General features: G+C 58.8%; 18 protein-coding genes. 14 read left to right on the top strand and 4 right to left on the bottom strand.

All coding sequences use genetic code 11. From position 1 onward, the window contains the following. The first annotated feature begins 71 nt into the window (after positions 1-71). From ERE07_RS01360 to ERE07_RS01350, 3 genes are all read left to right on the top strand, one after another. Positions 72-677 (top strand): helix-turn-helix domain-containing protein, encoded by a 606-nt coding sequence (locus ERE07_RS01360; protein WP_245153349.1) that lies wholly within the window; start codon positions 72-74, stop codon positions 675-677. 167 nt (positions 678-844) lie between these two features. Continuing rightward, positions 845-1144, top strand: a complete 300-nt coding sequence (locus ERE07_RS01355; protein WP_130007075.1) for a hypothetical protein — start codon at positions 845-847, stop codon at positions 1142-1144. 145 nt (positions 1145-1289) lie between these two features. Further along, on the top strand, positions 1290-2360 hold the full coding sequence (locus tag ERE07_RS01350) for an extracellular catalytic domain type 1 short-chain-length polyhydroxyalkanoate depolymerase (protein WP_130007074.1): 1071 nt from the start codon (positions 1290-1292) through the stop codon (positions 2358-2360). A 133-nt stretch (positions 2361-2493) separates the two neighbouring features. Here ERE07_RS01350 and ERE07_RS01345 read toward each other — a convergent pair whose 3' ends face one another. Then, positions 2494-3396 (bottom strand): NAD(P)-dependent oxidoreductase, encoded by a 903-nt coding sequence (locus tag ERE07_RS01345; protein ID WP_130007073.1) that lies wholly within the window; start codon positions 3394-3396, stop codon positions 2494-2496. A 34-nt stretch (positions 3397-3430) separates the two neighbouring features. Continuing rightward, positions 3431-4147, bottom strand: coding sequence for a transglycosylase SLT domain-containing protein (locus tag ERE07_RS01340; protein WP_280634345.1), 717 nt, complete (start codon positions 4145-4147; stop codon positions 3431-3433). Positions 4148-4274: 127 nt separating this feature from the next. On the opposite strand from ERE07_RS01340, the gene ERE07_RS01335 reads away from it, so the two are divergent. The 11 genes from ERE07_RS01335 to ERE07_RS01285 all read left to right on the top strand — a co-directional run bounded on the left by ERE07_RS01335 (position 4275) and on the right by ERE07_RS01285 (position 13593). Beyond that, entirely contained in the window at positions 4275-5519 is a 1245-nt protein-coding gene (locus tag ERE07_RS01335; protein WP_130007072.1) for a PepSY-associated TM helix domain-containing protein, read from the top strand. Beyond that, positions 5512-6084: a thiamine pyrophosphate-binding protein gene (locus ERE07_RS01330; protein WP_245153348.1), complete on the top strand. Its 573-nt coding sequence runs from the start codon at positions 5512-5514 to the stop codon at positions 6082-6084. Before ERE07_RS01335 ends, ERE07_RS01330 begins: the two co-directional genes overlap by 8 nt. Beyond that, complete coding sequence (locus tag ERE07_RS01325) at positions 6085-6426, top strand: hypothetical protein (RefSeq protein WP_130007071.1); 342 nt, start codon at positions 6085-6087, stop codon at positions 6424-6426. Beyond that, positions 6423-7043, top strand: coding sequence for a DUF6162 family protein (locus ERE07_RS01320; protein ID WP_130007070.1), 621 nt, complete (start codon positions 6423-6425; stop codon positions 7041-7043). Before ERE07_RS01325 ends, ERE07_RS01320 begins: the two co-directional genes overlap by 4 nt. Then, a complete protein-coding gene (locus tag ERE07_RS01315) occupies positions 7040-8056 on the top strand; it encodes a metal ABC transporter substrate-binding protein (RefSeq protein WP_245153347.1) in 1017 nt (338 codons plus the stop codon). Before ERE07_RS01320 ends, ERE07_RS01315 begins: the two co-directional genes overlap by 4 nt. Then, positions 8053-8805: a metal ABC transporter ATP-binding protein gene (locus ERE07_RS01310; protein WP_130007069.1), complete on the top strand. Its 753-nt coding sequence runs from the start codon at positions 8053-8055 to the stop codon at positions 8803-8805. Before ERE07_RS01315 ends, ERE07_RS01310 begins: the two co-directional genes overlap by 4 nt. Further along, complete coding sequence (locus ERE07_RS01305) at positions 8802-9710, top strand: metal ABC transporter permease (RefSeq protein WP_245153346.1); 909 nt, start codon at positions 8802-8804, stop codon at positions 9708-9710. Before ERE07_RS01310 ends, ERE07_RS01305 begins: the two co-directional genes overlap by 4 nt. Further along, positions 9707-10651: a metal ABC transporter solute-binding protein, Zn/Mn family gene (locus ERE07_RS01300; RefSeq protein WP_209021059.1), complete on the top strand. Its 945-nt coding sequence runs from the start codon at positions 9707-9709 to the stop codon at positions 10649-10651. Before ERE07_RS01305 ends, ERE07_RS01300 begins: the two co-directional genes overlap by 4 nt. A gap of 132 nt (positions 10652-10783) precedes the next feature. Continuing rightward, the gene (locus tag ERE07_RS01295; protein ID WP_130007068.1) at positions 10784-11833 is read left to right on the top strand and encodes an NUDIX hydrolase; all 1050 of its coding nucleotides are present in this window, start codon (positions 10784-10786) and stop codon (positions 11831-11833) included. 198 nt (positions 11834-12031) lie between these two features. Continuing rightward, the gene (gene nadC, locus ERE07_RS01290; protein WP_245153432.1) at positions 12032-12856 is read left to right on the top strand and encodes a carboxylating nicotinate-nucleotide diphosphorylase; all 825 of its coding nucleotides are present in this window, start codon (positions 12032-12034) and stop codon (positions 12854-12856) included. Between the two features lie 143 nt (positions 12857-12999). Further along, positions 13000-13593 carry a phenylacetic acid degradation protein PaaY gene (locus ERE07_RS01285; RefSeq protein WP_130007066.1) on the top strand — a complete coding sequence of 198 codons (594 nt, stop codon included), beginning with the start codon at positions 13000-13002 and terminating at the stop codon, positions 13591-13593. 69 nt (positions 13594-13662) lie between these two features. Here ERE07_RS01285 and ERE07_RS01280 read toward each other — a convergent pair whose 3' ends face one another. After that, positions 13663-14805 carry an alpha-hydroxy acid oxidase gene (locus tag ERE07_RS01280; protein ID WP_130007664.1) on the bottom strand — a complete coding sequence of 381 codons (1143 nt, stop codon included), beginning with the start codon at positions 14803-14805 and terminating at the stop codon, positions 13663-13665. Positions 14806-14874: 69 nt separating this feature from the next. After that, on the bottom strand, positions 14875-15798 hold the full coding sequence (locus ERE07_RS01275) for a phosphoribosyltransferase (protein WP_130007065.1): 924 nt from the start codon (positions 15796-15798) through the stop codon (positions 14875-14877). Between the last annotated feature and the right edge of the window lie 42 nt (positions 15799-15840).

The raw sequence follows: 15840 nt of genomic DNA, 5'->3' as shown, positions 1-15840 counted from the left end.
ATTCAGTACAGACACACCTCTCACCGTCTGAGGGTCGGCCAGTCAAAGCGGCAGATAGAAGAGGCAGTAAAGTGCATGAAAATAATCTTCTCGGCGAACGGCTGTCTTCGTTTCGCAAGCTAAATGGGCTCAGCCTCGAGCAGGTGGCGGCGCGTGCGGACATCAGCAAAAGCTACCTCTCCAAGCTCGAGCGCGGCTTGTCGTCTCCTACCATTGGCACATTGCTGAAACTCGGACAGGCGCTGGGCCGAAGCGCTGAACAACTGATCGGGGAAACCGCCGAGGATGACGATATTGTTTTGGTGAAAGCGCAGGATCGTGTGCCCTTTACGCGCTCGAACGAAAGAGAGGGGTATGTATACGAGGCCATTGCGGCAACCCGAACCAGAAAAGCCATGGCACCCTTCATCATGTCGCCGCCTTCAATAGTCGACGAGAAAACGGAGCTGGCCGGGCATGCTGGCGAAGAATTGATTTTTCTGGTGTCCGGCGTTATGGAAGTGATATTTGCGGAACGTGTGGTTCGCCTTGAAGCTGGCGATTCGCTTTATTTCAATGCGTCAATTCCGCATAGGTCCAGATCGCTTGGCAAACGGCCTGCAAAGGCGCTGGTCGTTGTCAGTATTCCTGATTTAGCATTGACTGATGGATCGACTGCAGTAAAAACATCGGGCTAGGGCGGAGATCACAGAAACGTGTTCGCCTCTTGGCGGACGCAATGTTGTCAAATTTTCACGGCGGCGCCCAGTTGACGCTCGGCACATATTCTCCACCGGGGCACGCTGTTTGCTTGCCACTGCACGTAAGCCCGAATCTTTCAGCCCGGGCAATCAGGAGATGCGCCATGAGTGATCGCAGGCAGAAACCGAACAGCAAAGCCAAAGCGCCGGAGCAGGGTAGCGCATCGCGCCACGGGTCGGCAGAGCGGCCGACGCACGCTGACAAATATGATGAATCCTACAGCCATCCCCGGCAGCCGCAAGGCGACGACGCCGAAGTTGATCAGCGCAACTATGGACGAGGCAATCAGTTTGGGCGGGCGGGGGATTATGGTCAGGCGCATGAAGAGAATGACAAACGACGTGTGGCGCCAGAAAAACCAGGGGCAGAAAAGCCAGACACGAAAAAGCCAGACACAAAATAATCAGATACCAAAAAACAAAGTGACTGAAAGTGGCTACTCAGTCCGCCAGAAAGCCATGTGCCCGTTTGATAGGTGGCGGAATTTGTTTTTTGAATAACTTCTTGTTTTTCAGCGGTAATACTCTTGTTTTCCAGTGGCGGTACCTATGGCCAGGAAAGTTGGCAGCTTGTTTTTTTCCACCATTCATCGAATGGCCCGGATGCAGCGCCGGGCGCTCAAGCTTGTCAGTGTTACGACACCCAAGCAGCGCAAGCCTGCCAAACGCAAAGCCGTTAAGCAGGCATCAAATACCAAACCTAAAGCACCAGCTGCGACGCCTTCACAGCCCACTGGAAAAGGCATCTGGCAAGACTTGCTCTACGCCACGCCTGCCTCCGGCACGGAACTGTTGGGCCGAATGGCCTATTCGCTATACCGGCCTGCTAAGCAACCCGTAGCCAAGATGCCATTGATCGTCATGTTGCATGGGTGCCAGCAATCTCCCTACGAAATGGCCCTGGGTTCGCGCATGAATCAGTTGGCCGACAAGAAGGGGTTTGTCATCGTCTATCCACAACAGGCCAGGCGGGTGCAGGCGATGAGGTGCTGGCGCTGGTTTCAGCCTGACGCCGAGCACGGTTTGGCGGAAGCGGATGCCATCGCCAGCCTGGCAACCTCTATCGTGCGCAGGTATCGCCTGGACGCAACCCGTGTTTATGTCGCTGGCCTGTCAGCCGGCGCAAGCATGGCGGGCTTGGTTGTCTTGCGGCACCCTCATGTTTTTGCGGCGACGGCCATGCATTCGGGGGCAGTTCTTGGATACGCGCACGATGCCACAACGGGGTTGCGTACAATGCGCAAGGCAAGCCCGGTAGATCCCGTCGAACTGATAAACCCGTTGGCGCATGGCACAGCACCGTCCGGCAGGCCGTTGCTGATTTTGCATGGCAAGCGCGATCACCTCGTGTCGATGCAAAATGCCGGGCAGCTTGCCGCCCAGTTTGCGCACCTGAACGCAGCATCAGCGTCCAGGGAGCGAGTGCTTGCACAAGGAACGCATCGCGAATACGTCAGGCAAGACTTTCTGAATGGAAACAGCATCATGGTGCGCCTGTGTTTGCTGAAAGAAGTGGGTCATGCGTGGAGCGGCGGCAACAGCAAGCTCAAGTTCAGCAGCAAAGACGGGCCCAGCGCGTCAGTGTTGTTATGGCAGTTCTTTTCTATGCACAGCCGCTGATATTGCGCGGCCTTGTTGCAGTGTATCGACGCGCTTTAACCCGGAATGCCTGGGCGGTGTCGCTGTTTTCCTTTGGGGGCTGAGGATGCGGCCTGGGCCGGGCGGCTGGCGCAAGCAAGCGATGACGGGTGTTTCAGCTTTTTTCCCCAGCCCGTGCGTTGGCCAGTATGTCAATCAGCGTTGGCACTGTCGCATCAGGCGATCGCGCGTGCACGCCAAACTCGAATGACGCCCGCACTGCCTGCGCGGTGACGTGCGAAGCGCCCATTTCTTCCGCCATCGTGGTGTAGTAAGTCATATCCTTGACCGCATTGGCCAGCGAAAACCGCATGCCCGATTCATCTTTGCCGGTGATATAAGGCTTGAGACGATCCAGCACCACGCCACCTCCACCGCCTGTGGCGAGTATGTCCACCATCGTGTCAGGATTGATGCCGGCTTTTTGTGCGCAGGCGGCCGCTTCCGCCAGCACGGCCGAAAATCCCAGTGACACGAAATTGTGGATCAGCTTCATTTGGTGGCCTGCGCCCACCGGGCCAGCGTGCACAATGCTTTCCGCAAAACAGCGCAGCAGCGGGCTAACCGTTTCCAGTATCTGGGCGTCACCACCCACAATGAGATTCAATCGACCTTGTGCCGCTTCTTTGGGCGTGCGTGTCATGGGCGCGTCGATATATCGCCCGCCGGCGGCTTCTATCGACTGTGCAACCTTCAGTGTGGAAGACGGCAGCGCCGTTGAGCAATCGACGATCAGCAGGCCAGGATGCATGCCTTCGAGCAGGCCGCCGGCATCGCCAGCCACCGCTTCTACCTGTGGGCTGCCGGTCAGGCACAGGATGACCACGTCGGATGCCTGGGCCACGGCGGCGGGTGAACTGACAACGTTCGCGCCCGCAGCCAGCAGATCGTTGATGGGCTGGTTGCCAGCATGTTCAAGAATAATCAGGCGGTGGCCATGCCGTGCAATATTGGACGCGATGCCATGGCCCATCAGGCCCACGCCTATCATGCCGACTGTCAGTTTTTGTTGCGTCATTTGGGGCAATTTCCTTTTAGATTGCGACGCTGCGCTAGAGATTATTTTTGCAGCTTCGATATTGTGCACCGAAGCGTTCTGCCCGTTTCTGTACGCCAGCGGCCACGCGTTTCAGCCAGGGCTTGCGGTCGTAGCTGCGCTGTCGGTAGCCCGTCCAGCCTTCGTGGTAATTCAGATATTGGCCGTAGGCATCCCATTTGGAGGTGCCATTCAGGCGCTGTGCCTTGTCCATATACCAGCCCATGAAATCCAGCGCATCGCTGAAGTTATCGCGGCTGGCAAACCAGCCGCCCGCTTCGCGCTGGTAATCAGCCCAGGTTTCGTCTTTGGCCTGTGCGTAGCCATAGGCAGAACTGACGCGGCCCCAGGGAATAAACCCAAGCAGGTAGCGGCGTGGTGGCAGAGCGTCGTGCCGGAAACTGGATTCCTGATAAACGACCGCCAACGTAACCTGCGGCGGCACGCCCCATTTGCGCTGTGTTTTGGCGGCTGCCTTATGCCACCCTGATTTTTCCCGGAAAATTTCACAGATGTTTTCTGGATTACTCGGCGGGGTTGTCGCGCAACCAGCCATCAGAAAAACGGCCGCAGCGCCGGTGGCAATACGCAGCCAGGGGTGCGAGAGGCCGGTGGACGGGGCATTGCGCGGGGAGCGGACGGCTGAATTCGGCGCCTTTGACGGGAACAACTGCTGCCTGCCTGGCCAGCATGGGTATGGGTCGGCACAGTGCCGCAGTGGGGGGAGAGTCATCCGGACGTTGCAACGTGTAAACATTTAACCCTTGATGATACTGCCTGTATTATTCGACGCAAGCGTAGAAAAATGTACAATCAAACAATAATCATTATCAATCGTACTCTCATAATTCTGCCCATCCATGACCACGCCCAAACCCACCGGGAAAAAATCCAGATCCAAGCTTTGGTTTCTGGTACATAGCTGGCTTGCGCTTCCCATTTGGGTGTTCGTATTCTTCGTCTGCCTCACAGGTTCCATCGCCACGATCAGCCAGGAAATCCTCTGGCTGGCCAATCCCGCCGTTCGCGCGAATCCGCCGTCAGATAACGCGCCGCTCCTTGGCTACGACGCCATCCTCGCCAAGGTATCGCAAGAGCACCCCGGCGCCGTGGTTCGCTCCATTTCCAGGCCCGTAAAGTCTCAGTTCGCGCTCACCGTGCGAGTCAGCTATCCAGATGCACGGTCAGCGGCGCTTTATGTCAATCCCTATACCGGCCATATACAGGGAGAAGAATCGGGTTTTGATTTTCGCCAGTTCGTTCGCGCACTTCACGGGTGGCTGTTGATGCCGTTCAATAGCGGCTTCAGTATAGGTTGGTATCTGGTTTCGCTGCTCGCCATTCCCATGTTGGGGTCGCTCGTTACCGGGCTGGTGGTCTACAAGCGGTTCTGGCGCGGGTTCTTAAAACCCAGGCTGCGCGTGGGGCAGGGCGCCCGCATCTTCTGGGGCGATTTTCACCGTCTTGCCGGCATTTGGTCCATTCCATTTATCGCTATTATCGCCATCACATCCATCTGGTTTCTCACGAGGGCGATTCTGTTCGATTTCCACATTTCCTTCTCCACCGAAGGTGTGCCGCCGGTGGTCGCGCGGGCAGATGTCCCAGACATCAGGCCAGGTGAGCCTAAGCCGATCATCAGCCTCGATCGCGCTGCCGAGATCGCTCACGAAACCTTCCCCGATCTCAAGCCCTCTTTCGTGAGCCTTCCAGGCAATGCTTTCAGCCACTACGAGGTGGGGGGGCGTGGCAGCTATCCTCTGCTGTTCGAAACGCTCAGCATCAATCCTTATACCGGTGCGGTCGAAAACACTCGCCGGGTGTCCGACCGCTCAGGACTTGAACTGTTCACAGAATCCATGCGGCCACTGCATACCGGCGATTTCGCCGGCCTATGGCTCAAGCTGGTCTATTTCTTTTTCGGCGTGTTGCTCACCATGATGGTGTTTTCCGGAATGATGATATGGACCAAACGCACCATCAAAGAAACCGCTGCCGCAATCCGCGGGCCATCCCGCAGCGCGCGGGCGCGCCATTCTCCGCCTTCAGTTCATGCCCAGCCTGTCGCGGCGGATACCCTGCGCCTGGAGGGCCGTCATGAGTAAGACCATGCTCGATCAACGCCCGCATCCCGCCGCCCGCCGTTCCGCGGCAACGCGCGTGCAGGCTCCTGTCCCACGGTGGAAGCGATGGCGGTTTCACCTCAGTGCCCTGGCGCTGGTGCTGCCTGTCGTATTCATGCCTCGTTATTTCCAGGACCAAGCGTTATTCCAGGGGACGCTCGGGCTTGGGCAGCGCATTATCGGAGAGCAGCAGGTTGGTCCATGGACGCTGCGCCTGGCGGAAATGCGCGTTGAGCCGCCCCAGCTGGATGGTCCCGCCGGCTACATGAAAACTTTCTCGCTTGCGCTGTGCGACGACTGCATTGAGGAAATCCGGGCGGTCTACCTGCGTGTGGGCAAACCACGCAACCTACGTACGGCCGGCGCGCTGTTTTTTGGCAGCCCGTATCGGCAAACAGCCAGTGTTCCTATTCCCAATCGCACGACCGCCGACTCCATGCTCTGGCTGACCGCCGAGGGCTGGGATGGCTCCGTGCACCATACCAGTCTACCGCTCGAAACCGCCTCGCCCGCAACGGTTGCGTGGCTACGCAAAGGAGGTCGCTAAATGTTCATCCAGTCTACAGCGCGGGTTATTGCCGTTTGCCGGCCGCTGGCGCTGGCCAGCCTGCTGTGCTTTGCACCGCTTGCTGCCGCCCACAACCCCATGGCCAGCTGCGAGCAAGTAGCTGACGATACCATCCAGTGCAAAGGCGGGTTCTCCGACGGCAGCGGCGCGCCTGGCGTTACCCTGGACGTCATTTCCTACGACGAGGAAATCCTGGTGCCCGGCAAGCTGGATCAGAACTCCAGCATCAAGTTTCCGCGCCCGGACAAGGATTTTTACGTACTGTTCGACGCAGGGCCAGGCCATATTGTCGAGATCGATCATACTGAAATCTCCCCATGACGACACAGGTGATCAGGCCTGCTGGCGCAGGACACGAAACGCTATTGATAGGTTTGCTCTGCGCGTGCATTCTGGGCTTGGCAGGCTTGTTCATCGCATGGCGCGCAGCGCCTGAGGTTGCAAGTACGCTGGCGGCGCATCAGATCGATGCGCGCAGGTCGCTCAGCCCGGCCGAGCAGGGCATCTTCGCCGATTTGCGCGTGGCATTGTCCGAAATTCTTGACGCGGGCGGCGCAACGCTTCCGACCATTTCTCAGCTCCAGGCGCTCTACCTTCCCCCTTTCACACAGGATGCCAGTGCACTCAGGCGTGGTGCTCATCAATGGCACAGGGTCCATGACGGCGTCAACGTCGCCTATGTGGGGCTCAGCACGAGCCTGCAGGAAGCGGGCTCCATGCTGCTGCTTGTGCCGGAAAAGGGGGCTCAACTGCCCGATGCTCATCATCATGCCGCAGGCCAGGGCGCGAGCGATACCGGCGAACCCGACATCTGGCTAAGCCGTGCAGAGGCAACGCTTCCCGCAAGCCTGGAGCAGCCTGCGTTGATACGCGCAGGCTGGCAACAGCTGGTTGCGCAATTCGATGCCAGCGTCACCCGTGAGAAACGCCAGCCGTGAACCGCATACCCTTTGACGCTTCGCCGCCTTCGGGCATTCATGACAGCAAGGCCTACATGTCTTTACCCTCGTATCTTCGTTCCCTATTTGTATCCCGCCTGCGGCGCGGCGCGCTGGTCTGGCTTGCCGGTCTGCTTTGTGTGCTGGCCTATCCGTCGATGGCGCACGCCGAGCGTCTGCGCATCGGCGTAACACTGCACCCTTACTATAGTTATGTTGCCAATATTGTTGGCGACAAGGCCGATGTCGTTCCGTTGATTCCCGCGGGGTTCAACCCGCATGCCTACGAGCCTCGCGCCGAGGACATCAGGCGCATCGGCGAGCTGGATGTGGTTGTGGTCAATGGTATCGGACACGATGACTTTGCCGATCGCATGATTGCCGCCAGCGACAAACCCGACATCCCCATCATCGAAGCCAATGCGCAAGTGCCCCTGCTGGGCGCCACAGGCGCTGCGTCACGCGGTGCCGGTGACGACGGCAAGGTCGTCAACCCTCATACCTTTCTGTCGGTCACTGCGTCTATCGCGCAGGTCAACACGATAGCCAGAGCGCTGGCCGGACTTGATCCCGATCATGCCGATACCTACCGTAGCAATGCGCGCAACTATGGCCGTAAGCTGCGCAAGCTGCGAGCGGACGCCCTTGCGGGGCTGGCGCAGGCGCCCGCCGCCGACCTGCGTGTCGCCACCATTCACGGTGCTTACGACTATCTTCTGCGCGAATTCGGTCTGGAAGTCACTGCGGTCGTCGAGCCGGCTCACGGCATCGAGCCCAGCCCTGCCCAGCTCAAAACCACTATCGATCAGCTTCGTCAGTTGGACGTCAAGGTTATTTTCTCCGAAATGGATTTTCCGTCCACCTATGTGGACACCATCCAGCGCGAAACGGGCGTTCGGCTCTATCCGCTGACGCACATCTCTTACGGCGATTACACCAAAGAGAAATTCGAACGCGAAACCGCCCGCAATCTGGATACCGTCGTGCGTGCGATCCAGGACGCCGGCGCATGACCGGGCCTTCAATCGCGCTGCAGGACGTCAACCTCAGGTTGGGGCGCAGCGTCATCTTGCACGATGTCTCGTTTTCGGTGACAGCCGGTACTGTTCATGTGCTGGCGGGGCCAAATGGCGGGGGCAAGAGTTCGCTGATCAAGACCCTGTTGGGGCAAATGCCGCATTCAGGCAGCGTGAAGCTCGAATGGCCTGGCCAGCCAGGCGTTATCGGATATGTCCCTCAAGCATTGGAATTTGATCGCAGCTTGCCGCTGACCGTCGACGATTTCATGGCTGCGATGACGCAGCGGCGTCCCGCTTTTCTCGGATTATCCAAACGCCATCGCGATGCGATTGATCAGGCGCTATCGCAGGTGGGCATGCAGGGCAAGCGCTCGCGACGCATGGGCGCGCTGTCCGGTGGCGAGCGCCAGCGTGTCATGTTGGCCCAGGCCCTGGTGCCGGCGCCCTCATTGCTGGTTCTGGACGAACCCATGTCAGCCCTGGACGAAGCGGGCGCGCAGATTTTTGAGCGCTTGCTGGCCAATTGGCGTTCAGTGGGCATCACCGTTTTCTGGGTTGAGCATGATCTGGCCGCCGTGACGCGGTTGGCAGATCATGTCACTGGATTGAACCGCAGCGTTCTGTTCGATGGCCCACCCAAACGCGTACTCACTGCCGATCGTTTACTGGAACTATTCTCGACCCGGCCGCTGAACGCCAAGCCGCGGGAAGAACATCCAGCGGTCGCGGCGGAGGCGGCATGATGTCAACGATGGTGGATACGCTCAGAATCACCATACAGGCATGGGCCAACGCAGGCCATTTGCCGGCTTCACTGAGCTATGGCTTTGTGGTCAATGCATTGCTGGCCGGTTTGTTGATTGGCCCGGTATTGGGAGGGCTGGGTACGCTGGTGGTCGTCAAGCGGTTTGCATTTTTTTCAGAAGCCGTCGGGCATTCCGCGCTCACGGGCGTTGCCCTGGGCATCTTGTTGGGCGAACCCTATACCGGGCCTTATGGCAGCCTGTTCGGCTATTGCCTCTTGTTCGGCATTTTGCTCAACTACCTGCGCAACCGTACGGGGCTGGCCCCGGATACGCTGATAGGCGTTTTTCTTTCAGTATCGCTGGCGCTGGGGGCAAGCGTGTTGTTGATGCTTTCCGGGCGCATCAACGTTCACATTCTCGAAAACGTGCTGTTTGGTTCCGTGTTGACCGTCAACAGCCAGGACATCTCGGTGCTGGCCGTCGTGGCAATCGCGACAGCCGCGTTGGCCTTGCCCTTCTACAATAAGCTCATGCTGGCCAGTTTCAATCCGCAGTTGGCGGTAGTACGTAAAGTGCCGGCCAAAGCGCTGGATTATCTGTTTGTCATATTGGTCACGGTGGTCACCGTCGCATCGGTCAAGGTGATAGGCGCCATTCTTGTCGGTGCGTTGCTGGTGATTCCTGCTGCCTGCGCCAAGCTGCTCAGCACGTCGTTGCGCAGTTTTTTCTGGCTGTCGGTGGTCATCGCAACCGTCAGTACACTGGCAGGGATTTTGCTGCCCATCGAGCTGGATTTTCCCGTGCCTTCCGGTGCGGCCATCATTCTTGTGGCTGGCGCTGTCTTCATGCTGGCAGCTCTGGCGCGCAGCCTGGTACCGACTCTCAGAGGGAATCCTTCATGATGCCATTACATGCCCGTGCGCTTGGGGCGCTGGCTTGCGCAATTGTTTTCGTATTGACACCAGCACCAACACTGGCGGCCGAATCCGCAGCCGCACTACCTGTAGTGAAACAGGCGGCGCAGACGCAGGTGTTGGCAGGCCATCCCGTGGCATTTGCATTAACGAAGGCATTGACGGCCGACACTTCAGTGAGCGTTGTCCAGGCTGCGCCTGCGCGGCTACCCGCGACACGGCACGCTTCCTATTATGCGGGACGCGGTGCCCAAGCGCTGGCCCGTCTGGCCCTTGGTGCGGACGCCGTCATTGGCCTGCGTTCGATCTGGCCCGATGATGTGCTGTATCCGCTTTCCCGCCAATCGAATATTCGTATCGTAGAGATCGACGCAGCACGTCCTGTAGACCGGGCCTTGCCCGGCATCGCCTTGCAGCCAAACAGTGACGCGTCGTCCTACCCGTGGCTCAGCCCCGTCAACCTGGGTCGCATGGCGGACATTATCGCTGCGGATCTCGGACGCCTCGCGCCCGATGCACAGGCGGCATTGCAGTCCAATCTCGCCAGGATCAAACATGGCCTGGTCGAGGCTTCGGCCGCTGCGGAAGCCTCGCTCGCCGCGGTAGACAATGTGACGGTTGTTTCGCTGTCGGATCGCCTGGATTATCTCATTGCAAGCCTCAATCTGGATCTGGCGCAACGCGAGATACGTTCCGATGCCGAGTGGACCGAAGACGCCATCGGCCAACTGACCGCTGATCTCAAGGCCAATGATGTTGCGGTCGTGCTGCATCACCGAGAACCGCCGGCGGCCTTGCGAGATGCGATCGACGCCAATGGTGTGCGAGTACTGGTGCTGGATACCGACGGCGCGGATCCCGTGTCTCAATTGCACGAGACGCTCCAGACCCTGGTTAAGGCCTTTGAGGCGCATTCCCAAAAGACATAAAAGGCCGGGTGGCTTGCGTGTACCGGGGGTTGCCCGGTTCAGCGGAATATCCGCCCACAAGCCAGTTACATTGGCATGTACTAGGCCTTCTGGCCGTTCCATCCCTATAATGGCGGTTTTCATGCCGTGCCCATGTCTTCGTCAAACGCCCGTCCTCCTCATCCGCCCGCCAACACCGTCGAAACCGAACTGGTTGCGGTGCTGGTTGCCGTCAGCCAGGGCCAGCCCCGGGTCCTGACACGCGGAGGAAACCATGTCCTGCCGGCAGGCCCGTTTGAATCGTCACACCGTTCCCTGCAAGCCGGATTGAGAGCATGGGTCGAAGCGCAAACACATCATCCCTTGGGATATGTAGAGCAACTCTACACCTTTGCTGACCGTGATCGCGCCAATCGGGCAGGGCAGCGCATCATATCTGTCAGCTATCTCGGGCTGACGCGCGAAGGTCAGCCAGCCGGCGCAAGCGAGCCAGCCAGCGCGTCTCGGCCCGTATCGTCGGTTAGTCAGGGTGATGAGGTCAGGTGGCAAGACTGGTATCGATACTTTCCCTGGGAAGATTGGCGCGCCGGATGCCCTGCCATTGTGCCTGGCTTAATCGTGCCAATGCTGCGACGTTGGGCCCGACAGGGTGAAGACCTTGCCATCCGTCGTGCGCGCCGACAGCGCGTGGAAGATACCTTCGGCAGTGACGACAGCGTTTGGAACGAAGAGCTTGTTTTGCAGCGATATGAATTGCTGTTCGAGGCAGGCCTGGTGCCTGAAGCCCAGCAGCGTGGCAGGGTGTCTCCAGCCCCGTCTCCATTGGCTCCCTCGCGCAAGGGGCGTGCCCCTGCGGCGGAGCAGGGCGTTGTGGCGGGCGATGCCATGTTGCATGATCATCGCCGTATTCTGGCCACCGCGATGGCTCGGCTGCGCGCAAAGATACGATACCGCCCGGTTGTCTTCGAGCTTATGCCACCCGAGTTCACCTTGTTGCAATTGCAGCAGGCATTCGAGGCGGTTGCCGGCCGATGTCTGCACAAACAGAATTTTCGCAGATTTATCGAGCAGCAAGCCTTGGTAGAGGAAACCGGAGCCATGGCAAGAGGCACAGCCGGTCGGCCTGCCAAGCTGTTCCAGTTCCGAGGGGATATTGTGCGCGAGCGCGCCATTGCCGGCAGCAAGCTACCTCTGGCGCGATAACCGAACATCTCCCTTCCCGCATCAGCTTGACGCTGGATTATGCTCACTGTTAGCATAACTTCAGGCCATACCTGTAGGGGGTGGCCTGGTTCCCGATAGACTACTTTTAAAATACTCAAAATGAGCATAACAATCCCCCGGCAGTCCGGCCAAGGCGAGAACGCCAGCCTCACCCCTATTCCGCCGTTGCCCACCATCATGCTGGAGCCACTGGTGCGCGCCGCCTTGCTGGAAGACCTCGGCCGCGCCGGCGACCTCACCTCGGATGCAATCATTCCAGCCGATGCCAGCGCCCGTACACGGCTTGTCGCGCGCCAACACGGCGTGTTGGCAGGGCTGGATCTTGCCAGGCTGGCATTTCGCACCATGGATCCCGACGTCAAACTGAATATCAGGCTCGAGGATGGCGTTCGGCTTGCGCCTGGGGACGAAATCGCGAGCATCGAAGGCAATGCGCGAGCCATGCTGAGTGCGGAACGCGTCGCGCTGAATTTTCTTTGTCACCTCAGTGGCGTTGCATCGGCCACCGCAACGATCGCTGATGCGATACGCCCCTTTGGTACCCGTGTCAGCTGCACACGCAAGACGGCGCCGGGGCTGCGCGCCGTGCAGAAATATGCGGTACGTGTCGGCGGTGGGAGCAACCATCGCTACGGATTGGATGACGCGGTGCTGATCAAGGACAATCACATCGCCGTGGCCGGGAGTGTGACAGAGGCCGTCAAGCGGGCACGTGCATTTATCGGGCACATGGTGCGCATACAGGTCGAGGTCGATACGCTGGCTCAGCTTGAAGAGGCGATGCAGACAGGTGTAGAGGCCGTGCTGCTCGACAATATGGCGCCGGATATGTTGCGCGTAGCCGTAAGCATGGTGGACGGGCGGGCGATTACCGAGGCATCGGGGCGCATCACCGCAGAAACAGCGCCAGCGATCGCCCAGACAGGCGTTAATCTGATTGCCGTGGGGTGGATCACGCATAGCGCGTCCGTGCTGGATATCGGGCTTGATGCTGAGCCTTAGGGCGCGATCTTGGTCTGTGGGCAAGCTCAAGGGTGCGTGCGCCGCGTTATGATGCGCATAATGTGGTACCTATGCCGAAAAACCGCACAGATGCCACGAACAAAATCATCCCGCACGCAGTAAGGCGGCAACGGAGACGCTCTATGTTCAAAGTCTATGCCATCAACGGCATCACCCCGGTGATTCATCCTTCGGCTTTTGTTCACGCCACGGCTGTACTGATTGGTGATGTGATTGTCGGACCAGGTGTATATATTGGCCCCTTGGCCAGCCTGAGAGGCGATTTTGGGCGTATTGTTTTGCGCCAGGGCAGCAATGTTCAGGACTGTTGTGTAATACACGGCGTCAGCGAAAACGACACCGTCGTGGAAGAAGACGGACACATAGGCCACGGCGCCATTCTCCATGGTTGCAGGATCGGGCTGAACAGTATGGTTGGCATGAATGCGGTGGTCATGGATCAGGCGGATGTCGGCGATGCAAGCATTGTCGGCGCTATGGCATTTGTGAAGTCAGGGATGATCATTCCACCGCGCAGCCTGGTGATGGGATCGCCGGCACGTGTGATGCGTGAACTGGACGACGAATCCATCGCCCGGAAATCCTTTGGCACGCAGCAGTACAAAGACTTGGCCATACGCTCGCTGCAAACGATGCAGGCTGTTGAGCCTTTGTCGCAGCAGGAAGAAGGGCGGCAGCACATTGCAGAGGTGCTGGCTCGCAACACCGCCGACTAACGTCGATGCACAGGGCGTTGCGTTGACATGGGGCATCGTGCCTTGCGATTGGCCCCCGCCTGTGGTGCATCAATCGAATATATCGCCATTAACCAGAATGGACCGATCTATATGATGGATATCGGTATGCCCGCAGAAGGCCATCGATATATCCAGCTCATTGGCTATCATTTGAAGACAGCGCCGCACACCTGCTTCTCCCATCGCGCCCAGCGAATAAAGAAAGGCTCGGCCTATCATGGTGCCTCTGGCGCCCAGTGCGATGGCCCTGAGCACATCTTGTCCTGATCGGATGCCACCGTCCATCCAGACTTCAATCTCTTTGCCCACAGCGTGCACAATGCCGGGCAAGGCAGAAATAGAGGAGGGCGCGCCGTCCAGTTGACGCCCGCCATGGTTGGAGACGATCAGCGCATCGGCGCCGCATTCCACGGCGAGCCGGGCATCCTGTGCATCCATGATGCCTTTCAGAATGATTTTGCCGCCCCAGCGATTCTTGATCCATGCCAGATCATTCCAGTTGAGTGTTGTGTCGAACTGTTCCGCTGTCCAGGTGGAGAGGGAGCCTAGATCGTCCACCCCTTTTGCGTGACCGACGATATTGCCGAACGTGCGGCGCTTGGTGCCCAGCATCTGCATGCACCATTGGGGCTTGGTGGCCAGATTGATGAGGTTGGCCAGTGTGGGCTTGGGCGGGGTAGACAGGCCGTTCTTGAGATCTTTGTGGCGTTGGCCGAGTACCTGCAGATCGAGGGTTATGACCAGCGCGGAGCAGCGGGCCGCCTTGGCGCGATCAATGAGCTGCCCGATGAAGTCCCGGTCGCGCATGACGTAAAGCTGGAACCAAAACGGCTTGGACGTGTGTGCAGCAATATCCTCGATGGAGCACACGCTCATGGTGGATAGCGTAAAAGGGATGCCAAAGGCTTCGGCGGCTCTGGCGCCGAGAATTTCGCCGTCGGCGCGCTGCATGCCAGTAAGGCCGGTGGGGGCGATCGCCACAGGCATCGCGACATCCTGACCTATCATGGACGACCGCAGGCTGCGCTTTTCGATATTGACGGCAACGCGCTGGCGGAATTTGAGTTTCTGCAGATCGCTTTCATTGGCCCGATAAGTGCTTTCCGTCCAGGAGCCCGAGTCCGCATAATCGTAAAACATCCGGGGTACGCGGCGTTGGGCAAGCACGCGAAAATCCTCGACGCAAGTCATGTGGGATGGGGTGGGCAAAGCAGACTCCTGATCGCGGTGGGAACGAATTATTTTAATGATAAACGAGGGTCAGGCTAGCCGAAGTTCTCCGACTTCGTTGGCATAGACAAGCAGCGCCCGGCCACCGTTCCACCAGAGCACGCGTGCGAGTTTTGCGTGACGGGCAATTTCCAGCGCTTGCACGGGATCACTCTCGATGAAATGCGTATGGCAGCGTGACAGTATCGCATCAGCTTTGTGGCGGGGCGTGTCTTCGACGCCATAGTGCGATTCGTTGCGCATAATCAGCGGGCCATGAAAGCCATGCCTGGCCAGCCAGACGCGGGTGCGTTCGCGGTCCTGCTCGGGTCGTCCGGTGATGATGGTGACCGAAGCAAGATCCAGTTGCGGCAATATTTCGCTGGGCAGCAGTAAGTCGCGCTGCGCTAAGGTTTCATGCAAGGCCTGGGCGTATTGCTCTTCGGGTAAATCCATCAGCAACACCCCATCCAGGTCTATGGCCCACGACGCATAGTCGTACTCGGGCTTGTCCGGTTGGTTATCCGTGGCGTCGAAGGCGGCGGTGATGGACGTGCGTTCCCAGGGAAACCAGGCACGAAAGCCGGACGGCACTTCCACGCCGAAGTCTGGCTGGATACGGGATTCGGCATCGTAAGCCAGGGCGAATACCTGCACCTGATGGCCAAGCCCGCGCAGAAAATCCACACTGTCGAGCAGGGTGGTGCCACGTCCGGCGATATCTTCGACCAAGAGGATGCGACAGGCTTTTGGGGGTTGCGTGGTGGTGTACCAGGAAACGCGCCGATCCTTACGCGAATACGCAAGCGCATGCATTGGAAGGCTGAGCGCAGAGGAGGCCATCAGCGCCGGTATCAGGCCGCCGCGGGCGATGGCGATGATCGCGTCGAAGCCTGCTGCGTGCCAGCGCGGCACAAAGCCGGACACAATGGATTCGATACGGTCGTAGTCGTAGCAGAGCGCTTGGAGAGTCATGCGCAGAATTATCTCTGTTACCAGCGTGCTTTACAACTCGTG

The sequence above is a fragment of the Allopusillimonas ginsengisoli genome (genome assembly GCF_004153455.1).
Classification (GTDB): domain Bacteria; phylum Pseudomonadota; class Gammaproteobacteria; order Burkholderiales; family Burkholderiaceae_B; genus Allopusillimonas; species Allopusillimonas ginsengisoli.
This window is presented reverse-complemented; position numbering and strand designations above follow the sequence as displayed.